Source organism: Pseudomonas sp. FSL W5-0203 (genome assembly GCF_001896155.1).
Classification (GTDB): Bacteria; Pseudomonadota; Gammaproteobacteria; order Pseudomonadales; family Pseudomonadaceae; genus Aquipseudomonas; species Aquipseudomonas paracarnis.
The window spans coordinates 255,733-269,761 of the sequence record NZ_MPOR01000001.1 but is presented as its reverse complement, the minus strand read 5'-3'; the positions used below and the strand labels follow the sequence as shown (position 1 = coordinate 269,761).

The window sequence follows — 14,029 nt, the reverse complement described above, 5'->3', positions numbered from 1 at the left end:
TATGTTCAGCGACGTTTCAACTGATCACTGAGTTGGGTAGGCAAACCTTTGATGGTGAGCGTGCTTGAAGCCTCGTCGTACTCGATCTTGTCGCCCAGGAGGTGCGCTTCGAAGCTGATGGATAAGCCTTCGGCGCGGCCGGTGAAACGGCGGAACTGGTTGAGGGTGCGCTTATCCGCCGGGATTTCCGGCGACAGGCCGTAATCCTTGTTGCGGATATGGTCGTAAAACGCTTTTGGCCGATCTTCATCAATCAAGCTCGACAGTTCTTCCAAGCCAATGGGCTCGCCAAGCTTGGCCTGGCTGCTGGCATAGTCCACCAGGGTCTTGGTTTTCTCGCGTGCGGATTCGTCCGGCAGGTCTTCGCTTTCAACGAAGTCGCTGAAAGCCTTGAGCAGGGTGCGGGTCTCGCCCGGGCCGTCGACGCCTTCCTGGCAGCCGATGAACTCGCGAAAGTACTCCGAAAACTTCTTGCCGCTCTTGCCCTTGATAAATGAGATGTATTGCTTGGATTGCTTGTTGTTCTGCCACTGGGACACGTTGATCCGCGCTGCCAGGTGCAGTTGGCCAAGGTCTAGGTGACGCGATGGGGATACGTCCAAATCGTCCGTCACCATGACGCCTTCTCTGTGTTGCAGCATGGCGATCGCCACATAATCGGTCATGCCTTGTTGATAGTGCGCGAATAGAACGTGGCCACCCGTGGACAGATTTGACTCTTCCATCAATCGTTGCAGGTGCTCGACTGCCTCCAGGCTAAACTGCGTGAAGTCCTGGTTACCGTCGAAGTACATCTTTAGCCAGCCACTGAAAGGGTATGCGCCGGACTCTGCATGGAAGAAGCCCCACGCTTTACCTTGTTTTGCGTTGTAGGCTTCGTTGAAGTCGGACAGCATATTTTCTAGGGCTTGCGACTTCGCCAATTCGTGTTGGCTGGCATCCAGGACCGCAGGTGTGCCGTCGGGCTTCTTGTCGATCCAGTGAACGATGCAATGACGAATAGGCATTAGATGGCTTCCTGAGTACGTTGAGGTTGAGTCCGATCAGCGCGACGAAGTCGGGCCTTAGCGTTGAGGCCTGAGCGGTGATCGCTTGAGGTCGATGAGGTGTAAATGGACCCAAGCCCAGCTTTGGTGAATTTGATGTGGCCACCGTGAGTTCGAGAGACGGTCCAGCCGTTAGCCTCAGCAAACTCCACCAAATAGCGAAGGTTCTCGTGCTGTCCACGTAAACGGCTGACGGTCATTGGTCAACATCCTTGTCTGCCAGAACGTTGCCGGCCTGAATCGCAATGATTTCAGCCTGATCACCAGGAAACTTGGTACCCAACTCATGTAGAAATTGACGTGTTGCTTCACGTGCGCCTGGCACGCGGAATACAACGCTGCAGTGTTGAACTGGCTCTGGATGTTGCAGGTGGGACATCACAGCCACTTTCAACGAGCAGCTTTGGAGATGACGGGGAACCCAAACCGACCAGAAGTAGCTTGAGAGCAACGCACCTGCGCAGAGCAGTTCGACGGTAAGCGTTGAGCTTGCTGTTTCGGATACCTCGATGTAGCCGAGTTCCTGAAACTCCAGAAGATCGCCTCGCATACTCAACGGGACTACTGTGCTGTGGTCACGAGCAAGGCGACCAATCGATTGAGCAAGAGCGTCCAGTTCAACGGGGTTGATCCCCGTTTTATGAGCGTGAACCACGGCCGAGGCTTCGAACCCGGCACCGGCATGAATGCTTGGGAAAAGGGAGACGTTACTGTGCATCTGACACCTCCAGAAGCTCCTCGATGTCATAGCTATTGCAGGTTGGGCAAATCAGCACGTCCACTTCACCGTCAGGGGAGGCCGGTACAACTCCACTCACCTGATGTATCGGATGGTGACCGTCACAATGACGGCACCAATGAGAGATAGCGGGAGTATTTTTCATGGCTGAACCCCTTGCCAGCCACTGCTGGCACTGAGATTTGCAAAGCGGGTTTGGTGTGGAATAAAGGCGGTGCGCACCGTTCCGGTCGGGCCGTTACGAGCCTTGCCGATGATGATTTCTGCAATGCCTTTGTGTTCGGTCTCCGGGTGATATTTCTCGTCGCGGTACACGAACATGATCAGGTCCGCGTCCTGTTCGATGGCGCCGCTATCACGCAAATCGGCGTTGATAGGGCGCTTGTTCGGGCGGCGTTCCAGTTCACGATTGAGCTGAGAAAGAGCGACTACAGGGCAGTTCATCTCCTTGGCCAGCGCTTTAAGTGCTTGGGAGATAGCGCTGATTTCATTCGCCCGGTTTTCTTGACCTGGGCAGCGCATGAGCTGCAGATAATCGATAAGGATCAGGCTCGGGTGGCCGAACCGGCGAGCCGCACGGCGGGATTTGGCCCTGATCGCACCAGGTGTAAGACCTGATGAGTCGTCTATGACCAAGCGCTCACCGTAGCTATTGATGCGCGAAACTGCGGCGGTCAGTTTTGGCCAGTCTTCGTTATCGAGCTTGCCCTTCAATAGCTTGCCAAGGTCGAGATGGCCAAGGATGGCCATCAATCGATAGAGCAGCGCTTTAGCGGGCATCTCCATGCTGAAAACCTGGACCGTACGATCAGGCTTTGCCTGCAGCGCTGTATCCACAAAGTTCAAGGCCAGAGATGTTTTACCCATCGACGGACGTGCGCCGAGGATGATCAAGTCGGCTTCCTGGAAACCAGACGTCATCTCGTCCAGATCGTCCAGACCTGAAGGCACGCCGGTCACCACTACATCACCATTGAAGTGCTCATCGATTTGCTCGACGACCGCCGTCAGGCACTTGTTGATGTTGACGAACTCCGACGCGCTTTTACCTTCCCCCAAGGCGAAGAGTTGCTGCTCGATGGACTCCTGAACTTCCGTGGCGTCGGCCTGCGGATCTGTAGCTTCGCGAGAGCACTGGTAGCCCAGGGTCATGAGCTGCCTGAGCTGAGAGCGGTTACGTACGATGAATGCGTAGTGCTCTATGTTGGCCACTGACGGTGTGTTTTTGGCTAATTCGCCGAGGTAAGCGAGGCCACCCGCTTCGTCGGGATTCTCCAATGCGTCATGTACGGTCACGATATCGAATGGAATGGCTTTGTCGGCCAGGCTGGCAATAGTCCCGAACAGCAACCGATGGTCGTGCCGAAAAAAATCCGAGTATTCCAGCTTGTCTGCGACGAGATCCCAGGCGTTATTGTCGAGCAGCAGCCCGCCTAATACGCCTTGTTCTGCCTCGACGGAGTGGGGGGGGGAGAGGTCGAGGTGGTTCATTTCAAGGGCTCCTGACCAATCTGCATAAAGCCGCTTCCACTAACCGCGTCCAGAGCCTTCACCATCGCCACTTCGACCTTGGCCGAATTGATCATCACCTGCGCAACTTCGGCCACGGCTTTGGCGCGATCTAGCTCCATTGGCTTGTCTGGATCCAGCAGGCCTTCAATAGTGGCGAACAGGTGGTTACGGAGATCCTCAATCTTGTTTTTCATGTTCAGCCTCACGAATGGTGCGCTTGAGTTTGCCGATGGCGCGAATGGCGGACTTCAGCTCTTCCGGATAGCGATGGATGGTGTTGCGGCGCATACGCTCCGCTCGTGTGAGCAGCTCTAGATTGTCGAGAGCGATATGGGCCTTATTACCGTCCTTGAAGCACACGCATTGGTTGATGGGCACGGGACCGTAGTGCTCTTCCCACAGCAGGATGTGCACACCTTGCCAATCAACTGGTGGGTAGCCGGTGTCAGTGATTTTTCGCTGTTGATACCCGTCTGGTGTTGTGCGCAGGCTGCCAATCGGGAGCCAGTTCTCGGGCCGGTTTCCTGCCTTGAACTGTGTTGTTGCCATGCGGCCGACTGAGGGGAGTCCCTTGACGCCTTTGTTCCAAGGGGTCATGCCCTTGGCAAAGCGGTGGTCCGTGCCTGAGCTACCATCAAATCGGCCACAGAGATTGCTGCTTAGGAATTCAGCGCTCTTGGATATGCCAAGGCGTTTGGCCTTGGCATAGACCTGATAGACGCTGAGTCCGATTTCATCGGCCAGAGCCTGGGTCGTTTCGTTGGGATAGCGGGCAATGAGCATGCGCTCCTCAGCCTCACTCCAAATATGATGCTTTTGAACCGGCACAAAACCCAATCGGGAGCGCGCATGCTCCAAGGTAGCCTTAGCCAGAGGGGACAGACATTGACGTGTCATTGCCCACCTCCGGAAATGAGAGCGGTGTAGCCTGTTTTCACTACACCGTGGTGGAGCCGAACGTTTTGCCCTTGATTCCAACCTGCGGTTAGCGACCCGGTATCGTGGCCTTTGGCTTCACGGGACTGGATCTCGAAGGTTTTCAGCATTGGATGGTGGTGTTCCAAGTAGGCGCTGATAGCTTCGCTTGCTTCACTGTCCATAGAGCCGGCGAATTGAGCCACTTTGTAACTCACGGCGTTTATCCAACCTTCGGCAAACAGAGCGCCGCGACGACGCTTGGTTTTCAGTTGGCATCGCTTTTGTTGGGCTACATGCTCACGGCGTGCTGCCACCAATTGGTGAAGCAGTGCGGAATACGCGTGTGCAGTGAGCTCTGGCGAAATACCTTTGCCCAGGAACTTGAAGGACCAGCCCTGTAAAGGGTTGTAGTAGGCAATGTGTTGGCAATCGAACGCTCGCGCACACGTCTGAGCGAGCAGGTGAAGCCAATCTTGTGGAGCCCGGCGGGTATGTGTGGCAACGCTCGCTTCATCAACCGTATGAGCCGCAACCTCGATGGCTTCGAGGTTGTACTGCTTCATCAGGTTTCGGGCTTGACGAAGCGCTGTTTCTACTTCATTCGGCGATGCACCGTTGGAGTTGGCCAGTGCAAAGCATTTAGCAACTTTTTCAAGAACTCTTTGCTTATCCATCACTCACCCCCTTCCTGCTGGGCACGAGGAGAGAGCGCCTCTGACCAAAGTCGCAGTGTTTCCTCTTCATCCGCTGAGAGATAAACCTGGGCGCGACAGTCCGAAACCTTCTGTTTCAACACATTGAGACGGTCCTGGACGCTGGAACCATCGTCGTAAGCAATCTCCTGCTCGATAGCTTGCACAACGTCATTGCGCAGGGAGAGCACCGTGCTTATCCAGAACGCATTTGGGCTGGTCCAGCCAATGAGCTTTCGTGTTCGGGCAGGCGACAGGTAATCACGGAGCCTGAGATTGAACTCACCAGGGGAATAACCATTCCTGAAAACGTCTGCGCGATTGAGCGTCAGCGCTGTTTTAAGAATATCGAGGAGAGGTTCCAGAGCTGCTGGGTCAGGGACGAAAGGTTCCAGATATGTTTCAGCTACAAGGCGCTTCGCTTCTGCATCTCGTGCTTGTTGACGCCGCTTGGCCACGTTTTCGTCGCGGCCGCGCTTCTCCTTTGCGTGCCGTATGTTCGAGTTTACTGACTCAATAAGCTTCGCGGCGTCCTGCAAAAGCTGACGCTGTTCAAAGCTCAAGTGAGCGCCTATACGGCCGGGTAGATGCGTACCACTTGTCAGGGAATGGATGTCACGAGCGGTACCACTAAGTTTGGCTTGCAAGCTGCGTAATTGTTGAGCGCTGTAGTACTTGCCAATCTCAAGGATGACGTCTGCAGAAATGCTGCGAGCATCGGTGATAGAGGGCTTTGCCATCTCAACGATCCTCCCTCAGCAATTTTGCCACCTTCTCTTCGGTCATGGCCTCGAAGCGGTCGCGCCATTCTGGAAAGAGCTCAATGGCCAATTGCCGGATGACTACTAGGGCTGCTGGGGATTTGCGGTTGGAAGGCTGGCGATATTCCAGGCGGTGTGCTGGAACGCCTTGGGACGCAGCGCTACGAAACACCACTGCAGTGGGAATAATGCTGTCCAAAACGCTGATTTCTTCATTGTCTTGGAATATTTCGCGGACTGACTGCTCGATCACCTGCGCGTCGGTGGTTTGATCAAGGTTGTTAATTGCGATCCGCACGGGAGGAATTTTCATACCCAGGCGCCCATATGCACGGAGGCCATCCAACATCTGCATGGTTCCACGGCTGAATTCGCGTGCGGCGAGCATGTTGGGTGGAAGAGGGGATATGACCAAGTCAGACGCGAGAACTACCATTTCCAACATGGCCGATCTGGCACCTTGGGTGTCAATCAGTACCAGGTCAAAATGGCCTTCGAATGCCGGCATCAGATTGGCCAGTCGCAATCTGCCGTCCGGTGCCTGCAGGAGCAAGCTGTTCAATTGGTTATTTACGTCGTTCGAGATCACCAGGGACAGATTAGGAATCGTCGTGCTGGAGATGATCTTGAGGGAGTCGGTGATATTGAACGCGAGCAGGTCATAGATGCCGCCCTGAGCTTCCTCGACCAATTGGTAATACGAGGAAAGCGAAGGCTGGGCGGGATCCAGATCGATTAGGAGGGTGCGAAGGCCCGCGTCCGCGCAGAATGCGCCGAGGTTGGCCTCAATGGTGGTTTTACCAACGCCGCCTTTGGTCGAAACGACCGCAGTGATTTTCATGGTTTAGAGCCTCTAATGTGAATTCATTAGAGGCTGCATCGAAAATCGGGTAGATTCTGACCCATAACCAATTGGTTTCGAGACCTGAAAACCAGTTGGCTTTTAACCAATTGGTCGTAGGTTCGAATCCCACACGACCCACCATTTTTGAGACCAGTTAACGCTGGAATCGAATCTTAAGATCAGAGGCCAAAAGCGCTGATCGGAGAAGGCGACTGAAAGGTCGCCTTTTTATTACCGGGGTATAGCGCAGTCCGGTAGCGCGCCTGCTTTGGGAGCAGGATGTCGGGAGTTCGAATCCCCCTACCCCGACCATATTAAAAATCCCCGTATCGAAAGATACGGGGATTTTTTTTGTGCTCGCAAATTCTGAATTCACCGCAAAATAAAGTGGGAGCGGGCTTGCTCGCGAATGCGCTGTGTCAGTCAGTACATCTGTGACTGAACGCATTCGCGAGCAAGCCCGCTCCCACATTTACCAGGCCTCCGTCGAGACCAGGTTGTTAATGCAATTTAAGGCGTGGCTCGGTGCCGCGGCCGATCTTGCTGCCCAGCATCAGCATCGCCGTGCGGAAGAACCCATATAGCGCCATCTGGTGCATGCGGTACAGCGACACGTAGAACATCCGCGCCAGCCAGCCTTCCAGCATCACACTGCCCGTCAGATTGCCCATCAGGTTACCCACCGCGGAAAAGCGCGACAGCGAGATCAGCGAGCCGTAGTCGGTGTACTTGTAGGTCGGCAGCTCCTTGCCTTCGATTCGTAGCTTCAGCGACTTGGCGAGCAATGAGGCCTGTTGGTGAGCCGCTTGGGCCCGTGGCGGTACATTGCGGTCGGTGCCCGGCTGCGGGCAGGCGGCGCAATCACCAAAGGCGAAGATATTTTCGTCGCGGGTTGTTTGCAGGGTTTGCAGGACTTGCAGCTGGTTGATGCGGTTGGTTTCCAGGCCGTCGATGTCCTTGAGGAAACCGGGGGCGCGGATACCGGCCGCCCAGACCTTGAGGCTGGCCGGAATCACCTGGCCGCTGCTGGTGATCAAGGCGTCGGCAGTTACTTCACTGACCGCCGAGTTGGTCAGTACCGTCACCCCTAGTTTTTCCAGGGTCTTGTGCACTGGCCCACCGATCCGCTCCGGCAGTGCAGGTAATACCCGCGGGCCGGCTTCGATCAGGGTGATGTGCATGTTTTCTGGCTTGATACGGTCAAGGCCATAGGCAGCCAGTTCATGGGCGGCGTTATGCAGCTCGGCGGCCAGCTCGACCCCGGTGGCACCGGCGCCCACGATGGCGACGCTGATCTGTTCAACGGCGTCGGTCTGCCCGGCATGGGCGCGCAGGTAGTGGTTGAGCAGTTGCTGATGGAAGCGCTCGGCCTGCTTGCGGGTATCGAGGAACAGGCAATGTTGCGCTGCGCCCTCAGTGCCGAAGTCGTTGGTAGTACTGCCTACCGCAATCACCAGGCTGTCATAGCCCAGCACGCGGGCAGGCACCAGTTCGCGGCCTTCTTCGTCGAGGGTGGCGGCCAGCTGGATTTTCTTCTGCTCACGATCAAGCCCGCTCATACGGCCCAGCTGGAACTCGAAGTGGTTCCATTTGGCTTGGGCGACATAGTTGAGTTCGTCTTCCGAGGAATTCAGCGAGCCGGCCGCCACTTCGTGCAGTAACGGCTTCCAGATGTGGGTCAGGTTGGTGTCGACCAGCGTGATGCTGGCCTTGCCACGCTTGCCCAGAGTCTTACCCAGGCGGGTAGCCAACTCCAGGCCGCCGGCACCGCCGCCGACGATAATAATACGATGGGTCATGGGGATATCTCGCAAGGCTAAAAGAAATCGGAGCAGTTACCCTCGCGAGCGCCAGGCGGCTCATAGCGTCAGGTAACTCAATAGGCGGCTCAGCGCACCGAGCCCGATTACCACGACCAGCACCACGCAGAGGAGCAGCCACGGCCGGAAAGGCTTGCGCTCGACTCTGTGCTGGGTAAGTCGCAGGTACTCTTCGACACGCTCTTGGTCATCGGGTTTCAGGCGGCTGGTCATAAAGGCCTCGTCAGGTAGACGTTGCAAAGGGGCGCCACGTTACAGCCAGGGGCATCAAAGGCTGATGCCGACATCAAACACTATGCTGCGGCCCAGGTTGTTGCGCAAGAAGTCCGGCGCGTCGGGATGTGCAAACAGCACCCTGGCAAAGGTTGGCCCCACCAGTGACAGCGAGCGCCAGCCTTGGCGCAGGTATTCGGTCGGCGGCGGAAAATGGCTGTTGAGGTCCAGCACTTCGCGTTTGAGGCTGGTGAACGCAATGAGGTCCAACTCCCCCAGGTCCATGCCGCGTTCTTTGTAGTTGTGGGCTTTTTTACGCAGTGTGGGGGCCAGGCGCAGCAGGAATTCATGGGCGGGAATGCGCCGTGGCTTGGCTTCGCGCCGTACCAGTTGGCTCAAGGAGAAAGCACTGCGCCTGCGCAGCAACTCATCGCGCCACTCGTCGTTCAGGCGACGGCCCTCGTCCAGCACAAAAAAGACCTCGAAGCTGGCGTCGCGAAACAACACGTCGGGCGGCTCCTGGCCCGCAGCGTGAAACTCTTCGACGCGGTAGGGCACGTTCAAGCCTTGCAGCAGGCGCTGGCAGACCCAACGCTCACGCTCCCACTTGCGGGCATTGGACAGAAACGCATTGGCTTGTTCGGCTGCTACGGTGAGCAGGCGCAAATAATCTGAGTCATCCATAGTCGCAGCTTAGCGTTCAAATGATGACCACAGGAAGTCTTGCCTTAAAAACGCGGGTGTAGAATGCTGATGTGGAGCAGGCCCAGGGACGAGGTGTGTGATGAGGTTTTTGGTAAAGGCAGAGCATCCGTGATCAGTGCAGCGGTTCTGGCACCCCAGACGCTCGGCCTCGGCTGGCTGGTGTATGCGCCCGTGTTGATGTGGGCGATGCTGCGCTCGCCATGGGTGGAGCTGTTTGCCGACCGTCGGCGCCAGCATTTGCTGTTCGGCACGGTGTTCGCGCTGTTCATGCTGTGGCTGGTGCGACGGGATTTCGATACCGGCGTGTCCTACCACTTTATCGGCATGACCGCCGTGACCTTGCTGCTGGATTGGCCGCTGGCAATCGTCGGTGGCTTTGCCGCCCAGCTTGGCTTGATGCTGTTGGGGCGCCAGGATCTGGCCGCGCTTGGCGTCAATGGCCTGCTGCTGATCGTGCTGCCGGTGCTGGTCACCGAAGGGTGCGCGCTATTTGTAGAGCGGGCGCAGCCGCGAAACCCCTTTGTGTATATCTTCTGTTCGGGCTTTTTTGCTGCCGCCCTCTCGGCATTGCTATGCCTGTTGGCCGGCTTGGGCTTGTTGTGGTTCGACGGTCTTTTTGCGATGCCTGAGTGGTTGGAAGATTTTGTCGGTTACCTGTGGCTGATCATCTTTCCCGAAGCCTTTATCAACGGCATGGTCATCAGCGCGCTGGTGGTGTTTTGCCCGGAATGGCTGGAGACGTTCAACCGCACTCGCTACCTCTCGGCGCCGTGGAAGGACGACGATTCGCGGCGTTGATCCAGGTCAAATGCCAGGCCGCGGCGCAGGTCCATGCTCTGCAAAATTTTCAGGAGCACGGACAATGAGTGTGTACGAGTGGGCACGGCAGGAGTTGCGCAGAAGCCAGGATGCAGCGCAGGAAATCGGTTTTGACCCCGGCTTGACCTTGCGGGCCATGCTCAGTGCGGTCGTGCAGCAAAGCAAGGGTGTACGCAGTTTTGAAGACCTGGCCGACGAGTTGCAATACCTTGCAGAGAACCTCGACGACCAGCAGGAATATGCCTTTATGCGCCCTTAGTGGCGTGGCGGCAGGTCTTCGGAAAACAGTTCATCTTCGGCGTCAGGGGCCACGGGAATCTTGTGTTCTTCAGCGGCCCAGGCGCCCAGGTCTATAAGCTTGCAACGGTCCGAGCAGAACGGTCGGTTGAGGTTGGTCGCTTTCCATTCCACGGGTGCACCGCAGGTTGGGCAGTCGACGGTCAGGGGTTGGCTCATGATCGGCCTCCACGCAAAGTAAGGTAAAAGTGGTGCAGTCGCTCGACCTCGCCGTGCAGCCAGGCGAGGTCCTTATCGTTGACCAGCACGTCATCGGCATGGTTCAGGCGGTCTTCGCGGCTGGACTGGGCCTTGAGAATCGCCTGCACCTGTTGTTCGCTGATGCCGTCGCGCTGCAGGGTACGCTGAATCTGCAGTGATTGCGGCACGTCGATCACCAGGATGCGCTGGGTCATGCTGTACTGCCCGGACTCGATCAGCAGCGGCGACACCAGGATCGCGTAGGGCGATTGGGCGCGTGCCAGGTGGCTGCGAATTTCCTCGGCGATCAGCGGGTGCAGCAAGGCTTCCAGCCACAGGCGCTCTTGCGGGACCTCAAAGATCAGTTTGCGCAGCGCGGCACGGTCCAGTTGGCCGTCGGCTTGCAGCACGTCGCTGCCGAAGTGTTCGGCGATGCGTGCCAGGGCCGGGCGGCCAGGCTCGACCACCCAGCGCGCGGCGTGATCGGCATCCACCAGGTCGATGCCCAGCTTGATAAAGTGCTCGGCCGCAGCACTTTTGCCGCTGCCAATGCCGCCCGTGAGCCCAAGAATCCAGGGTGTTGCAACAGAAGTGGTCATCTGAAACCGACAGACTGCAAATAGAAGTCGGTTATTTGACCACCCCAGAGCAATGCAATCCAGCCGGCAATTGCCAGGCAGGGGCCAAACGGCATCGGCGCTGACACCTGGGCCTTACGCAAACGCAGCAGGATCAGCCCGGCAAGCACGCCCAGCAGCGAGGCCATCAGCAGGGTCATCGGCAGAATCTGCCAGCCGCCCCAGGCTCCCAGCAAGGCCAATAACTTGAAGTCGCCATGGCCCATGCCGTCTTTGCCGGTGGCCAGCTTGAACAGCCAGAACAGGCACCACAAGCTCATGTAGCCGATAACCGCGCCCCACACTGCATCGGGCAGTGGCGTCAACAGGTCAGCACTGTTGAGGATCAGCCCCAGCCATAGCAGCGGCAGCACCAGCACATCCGGCAGCAGTTGGTGGTCCAGATCAATCAGGCTCATGCCCAGCAAGCCCCAACTCAACAGCATCACCGCGCCGGCTTGCCAGCCGAAGCCGAAGTGCCAGGCGACAGCGGTTGAGATCAGCGCGCACGCGAGTTCGGTGAGGGGGTAACGCAGGCCGATGGGCTCACGGCAGTGGGCACAATGCCCCCGGAGCAACAGGTAGCTGAGCACCGGGATATTTTCCCAAGGCCGAATCGGTTGATTGCAGCGCGGGCAGCAGGAGTTCGGACGCATCAGGTTATAGGCCGGCCCACCGGGCTCGGCTGGCAAGTCGAGAATCTCATGGGCCTGGGCACGCCATTCCCGCTCGAGCATTTTGGGCAGGCGCCACGCCAGCACATTGAGGAAGCTACCGACGATCAGGCCCAACACCAGCGCCAGGCCAACAAACGCCCAGGGATGTTCGCTCAGCAGCAGGCTCAAAATGCCGTCCCCAATTGGAACACCGGCAGGTACATGGCCACTACCAGCGCGCCGACAATCCCCCCCAATACGACCATGATCAGCGGCTCCATCAGGCTGGTGAGGTTGTCGACCAAGGTATCCACGTCTGACTCGTAGTGGTTCGCGACTTTTTCCAGCATGCGGTCCAGGGTGCCGGACTCTTCCCCGATTGCGGTCATCTGGATCGCCATGCCTGGGAACAGGCCGCTGTTATGCATCGATTGATTCAACTGCATGCCTGTGGATACATCGTGGCGCATACGTTCGATTGCCTGTTTGAAGGGGCCATTGCCGACGGCGCCGGCCACCGAATCCAATGCCTGTACCAGAGGGACGCCCGCCGCAAAGGTGGTGGAAAGTGTACGAGCGTAGCGGGCGACCGCAGATTTGTGCAGCAGTTTGCCTGCCATGGGCACTTTCAACAAACCTGCTGCCCACCAATGGCGAAACCCCGGGTAAGTACGGTAGGCGTGGCGCCCCACAACCAGCGCCGCGCCCACACCCAGCCCCAGCATCCACCACGCCTGTTGCAGCAGTTCCGACAGCGCGATGACCCCCAGGGTAAACCCCGGCAATTGGCCGTTGACCCCGGCGAACAAGTTCTGGAATTGCGGCACCACATGGATCAACAGCACTGTGCTCACCCCTGTGGCAATTACCAGTACCGCGAAAGGGTAGGTCATGGCTTTCTTGATCCTGGTTTTGAGCCGTTGGCTTTTTTCCAAATGAATCGCCACACGCTCCAGCAGGGTTTCCAGGGCGCCGGCCATTTCGCCAGCCGCCACCAGATTGCAGTACAGCTCATCGAAGTGGCGGGGATATTGACGCAGGGCAGCGGCCAACGGGTGGCCGCTGGCAATATGCTGTTTCAACGCCTTGACCAGTTCGCGCAGTTGTGGGTTTTCGACGCCTTCGCTGATGATGTCGAAGGCGTGCAGCAGCGGGATGCCGGCTTTGAGCAAGGTGGCCAACTGGCGAGTGAACAGGGCGATATCTGCAGGCGTTATTCGCGTCTTGAAGATGTGTAAACCATAAGATTTCTTGCGCACACGCTCAGGGCAGATCCCTTGCTGGCGCAGTTGTAGCTTGATCAGTGCAAGGTTATGGCCGGCGATTTGCCCGGACACCCGGCGCCCTTTGCGGTTGATGCCTTCCCAGGCATAAATTGTCGACGTGTCGTTCATGTGAGGTTGACGCACCCAGGTCGTGAAGAATTTATAGCTTAGTCAGGCGGCGGATTCGGACAGGCTGGCGCTAGGCGATAAAATGTCAGATTGTGCGTCTCGCAGGCGATGGACTGCGTGGGGATGAGTACACTGGCGCCGTTGCACACTACGGGGCGCAGGACGTGCCTTGTCATGGTTCTATTCTGGAGAGTGAAAGAGATGCGTCAAAAAGGTTTTACCTTGATCGAGTTATTGATCGTCGTGGCAATCATCGGCATTTTGGCCACCATTGGCCTGCCCATGTACACCAAGCACCAGGCCAAGGCCAAGTTCACCGCGGGGTTGGCTGAAATCAGCGCGTTAAAGGTCGGCTATGAGGACGTCATCAACCAGGGCACCACGCCGACCCTTTCCCTCATCGGGGGCACCAGCCCTACCGCCAACTGCGCGATCGAGGTGACAGGCGATGTGGCCTCGGGCGCAGGCACCCTGCGTTGTGAAATCCTCGATGCACCCGCGCCCGTGCTCGGCAAGACCATCACCTTGACCCGCAGCGCCACCACCGGCTGGAGCTGTGCCACCACGGTAGAGCCGCAGTACGCTGCCAAGGGCTGCGGCGCCAACGGCGCGTGACAGTCGCCGGGCGGTGAGCGAGCAAGTTGCTGCATGCCCAATGCAGTGCTAGCTTTAGCCCACCGCCCGTGTAGCTCAGCCGGTAGAGCAGCGCACTCGTAACGCGAAGGTCGCAGGTTCGATTCCTGTCTCGGGCACCACAGGCACCACTGTTTCAACGGCAATGTTTTCAGATGATCCCAGAATGGTTCTGAAGGCCAG

General features: G+C 57.6%; 19 protein-coding genes and 2 tRNA genes. 5 read left to right on the top strand and 16 right to left on the bottom strand.

The window, feature by feature from the left end; genetic code table 11:
• Positions 1-5: 5 nt before the first annotated feature.
• From yejK to BOP96_RS01245, 9 genes are all read right to left on the bottom strand, one after another.
• Positions 6-1,007 carry a nucleoid-associated protein YejK gene (gene yejK / locus BOP96_RS01285; protein ID WP_056791339.1) on the bottom strand — a complete coding sequence of 334 codons (1,002 nt, stop codon included), beginning with the start codon at positions 1,005-1,007 and terminating at the stop codon, positions 6-8.
• Positions 1,007-1,246 carry a type II toxin-antitoxin system HicA family toxin gene (locus BOP96_RS31065; RefSeq protein ID WP_020303014.1) on the bottom strand — a complete coding sequence of 80 codons (240 nt, stop codon included), beginning with the start codon at positions 1,244-1,246 and terminating at the stop codon, positions 1,007-1,009. The genes yejK and BOP96_RS31065 overlap by 1 nt, the downstream gene beginning before the upstream one ends.
• The gene (locus BOP96_RS01275) at positions 1,243-1,764 is read right to left on the bottom strand and encodes a hypothetical protein (protein WP_020303015.1); all 522 of its coding nucleotides are present in this window, start codon (positions 1,762-1,764) and stop codon (positions 1,243-1,245) included. Before BOP96_RS01275 ends, BOP96_RS31065 begins: the two co-directional genes overlap by 4 nt.
• A gap of 162 nt (positions 1,765-1,926) precedes the next feature.
• On the bottom strand, positions 1,927-3,276 hold the full coding sequence (dnaB, locus tag BOP96_RS01270) for a replicative DNA helicase (RefSeq protein ID WP_073451674.1): 1,350 nt from the start codon (positions 3,274-3,276) through the stop codon (positions 1,927-1,929).
• Positions 3,273-3,491, bottom strand: a complete 219-nt coding sequence (locus BOP96_RS01265; RefSeq protein WP_056791344.1) for a hypothetical protein — start codon at positions 3,489-3,491, stop codon at positions 3,273-3,275. Before BOP96_RS01265 ends, dnaB begins: the two co-directional genes overlap by 4 nt.
• The gene (locus BOP96_RS01260) at positions 3,475-4,194 is read right to left on the bottom strand and encodes an HNH endonuclease signature motif containing protein (protein WP_073451672.1); all 720 of its coding nucleotides are present in this window, start codon (positions 4,192-4,194) and stop codon (positions 3,475-3,477) included. The genes BOP96_RS01265 and BOP96_RS01260 overlap by 17 nt, the downstream gene beginning before the upstream one ends.
• A complete protein-coding gene (locus BOP96_RS01255) occupies positions 4,191-4,889 on the bottom strand; it encodes a DUF2786 domain-containing protein (RefSeq protein ID WP_073451670.1) in 699 nt (232 codons plus the stop codon). Before BOP96_RS01255 ends, BOP96_RS01260 begins: the two co-directional genes overlap by 4 nt.
• Positions 4,889-5,647: a hypothetical protein gene (locus BOP96_RS01250; protein WP_056791353.1), complete on the bottom strand. Its 759-nt coding sequence runs from the start codon at positions 5,645-5,647 to the stop codon at positions 4,889-4,891. Before BOP96_RS01250 ends, BOP96_RS01255 begins: the two co-directional genes overlap by 1 nt.
• Before the next feature lies 1 nt (position 5,648).
• Positions 5,649-6,509, bottom strand: a complete 861-nt coding sequence (locus tag BOP96_RS01245) for a ParA family protein (RefSeq protein WP_056791357.1) — start codon at positions 6,507-6,509, stop codon at positions 5,649-5,651.
• Positions 6,510-6,747: 238 nt separating this feature from the next.
• Between BOP96_RS01245 and BOP96_RS01235 the strand changes: the two genes are divergently transcribed.
• A tRNA-Pro gene (locus tag BOP96_RS01235) sits at positions 6,748-6,824 on the top strand.
• A 188-nt stretch (positions 6,825-7,012) separates the two neighbouring features.
• Here BOP96_RS01235 and BOP96_RS01230 read toward each other — a convergent pair.
• Genes BOP96_RS01230 through BOP96_RS01220 form a run of 3 tightly spaced genes read right to left on the bottom strand, consistent with a single transcriptional unit; the run spans position 7,013 to position 9,229 of the window.
• Positions 7,013-8,311, bottom strand: coding sequence for an NAD(P)/FAD-dependent oxidoreductase (locus BOP96_RS01230; protein WP_014716868.1), 1,299 nt, complete (start codon positions 8,309-8,311; stop codon positions 7,013-7,015).
• Between the two features lie 60 nt (positions 8,312-8,371).
• On the bottom strand, positions 8,372-8,545 hold the full coding sequence (locus BOP96_RS01225) for a DUF3094 family protein (RefSeq protein ID WP_014716869.1): 174 nt from the start codon (positions 8,543-8,545) through the stop codon (positions 8,372-8,374).
• Between the two features lie 54 nt (positions 8,546-8,599).
• Positions 8,600-9,229: a DUF1780 domain-containing protein gene (locus BOP96_RS01220; RefSeq protein WP_003188431.1), complete on the bottom strand. Its 630-nt coding sequence runs from the start codon at positions 9,227-9,229 to the stop codon at positions 8,600-8,602.
• Positions 9,230-9,358: 129 nt separating this feature from the next.
• On the opposite strand from BOP96_RS01220, the gene BOP96_RS01215 reads away from it, so the two are divergent.
• Together BOP96_RS01215 and BOP96_RS01210 are read left to right on the top strand one after the other, a co-directional pair.
• Complete coding sequence (locus BOP96_RS01215) at positions 9,359-10,048, top strand: energy-coupling factor ABC transporter permease (RefSeq protein ID WP_038448869.1); 690 nt, start codon at positions 9,359-9,361, stop codon at positions 10,046-10,048.
• Between the two features lie 64 nt (positions 10,049-10,112).
• Entirely contained in the window at positions 10,113-10,328 is a 216-nt protein-coding gene (locus BOP96_RS01210) for a hypothetical protein (RefSeq protein ID WP_003171680.1), read from the top strand.
• Here BOP96_RS01210 and yacG read toward each other — a convergent pair.
• From yacG to BOP96_RS01190, 4 genes are read right to left on the bottom strand one after another with little or no spacing between them, the layout of a single operon-like run.
• On the bottom strand, positions 10,325-10,525 hold the full coding sequence (gene yacG, locus BOP96_RS01205; RefSeq protein WP_003188437.1) for a DNA gyrase inhibitor YacG: 201 nt from the start codon (positions 10,523-10,525) through the stop codon (positions 10,325-10,327). The genes BOP96_RS01210 and yacG overlap by 4 nt on opposite strands.
• Positions 10,522-11,145, bottom strand: a complete 624-nt coding sequence (coaE, locus tag BOP96_RS01200; protein ID WP_032903992.1) for a dephospho-CoA kinase — start codon at positions 11,143-11,145, stop codon at positions 10,522-10,524. The genes yacG and coaE overlap by 4 nt, the downstream gene beginning before the upstream one ends.
• On the bottom strand, positions 11,142-12,008 hold the full coding sequence (locus BOP96_RS01195) for a prepilin peptidase (protein WP_014716872.1): 867 nt from the start codon (positions 12,006-12,008) through the stop codon (positions 11,142-11,144). Before BOP96_RS01195 ends, coaE begins: the two co-directional genes overlap by 4 nt.
• Entirely contained in the window at positions 12,005-13,213 is a 1,209-nt protein-coding gene (locus tag BOP96_RS01190) for a type II secretion system F family protein (RefSeq protein ID WP_073451668.1), read from the bottom strand. Before BOP96_RS01190 ends, BOP96_RS01195 begins: the two co-directional genes overlap by 4 nt.
• 201 nt (positions 13,214-13,414) lie before the next feature.
• Between BOP96_RS01190 and BOP96_RS01185 the strand changes: the two genes are divergently transcribed.
• Both BOP96_RS01185 and BOP96_RS01180 read left to right on the top strand, forming a co-directional pair.
• Positions 13,415-13,828 carry a pilin gene (locus tag BOP96_RS01185; RefSeq protein WP_073451666.1) on the top strand — a complete coding sequence of 138 codons (414 nt, stop codon included), beginning with the start codon at positions 13,415-13,417 and terminating at the stop codon, positions 13,826-13,828.
• A 64-nt stretch (positions 13,829-13,892) separates the two neighbouring features.
• Positions 13,893-13,968: transfer RNA gene (locus BOP96_RS01180), tRNA-Thr, on the top strand.
• Positions 13,969-14,029 lie beyond the last annotated feature (61 nt).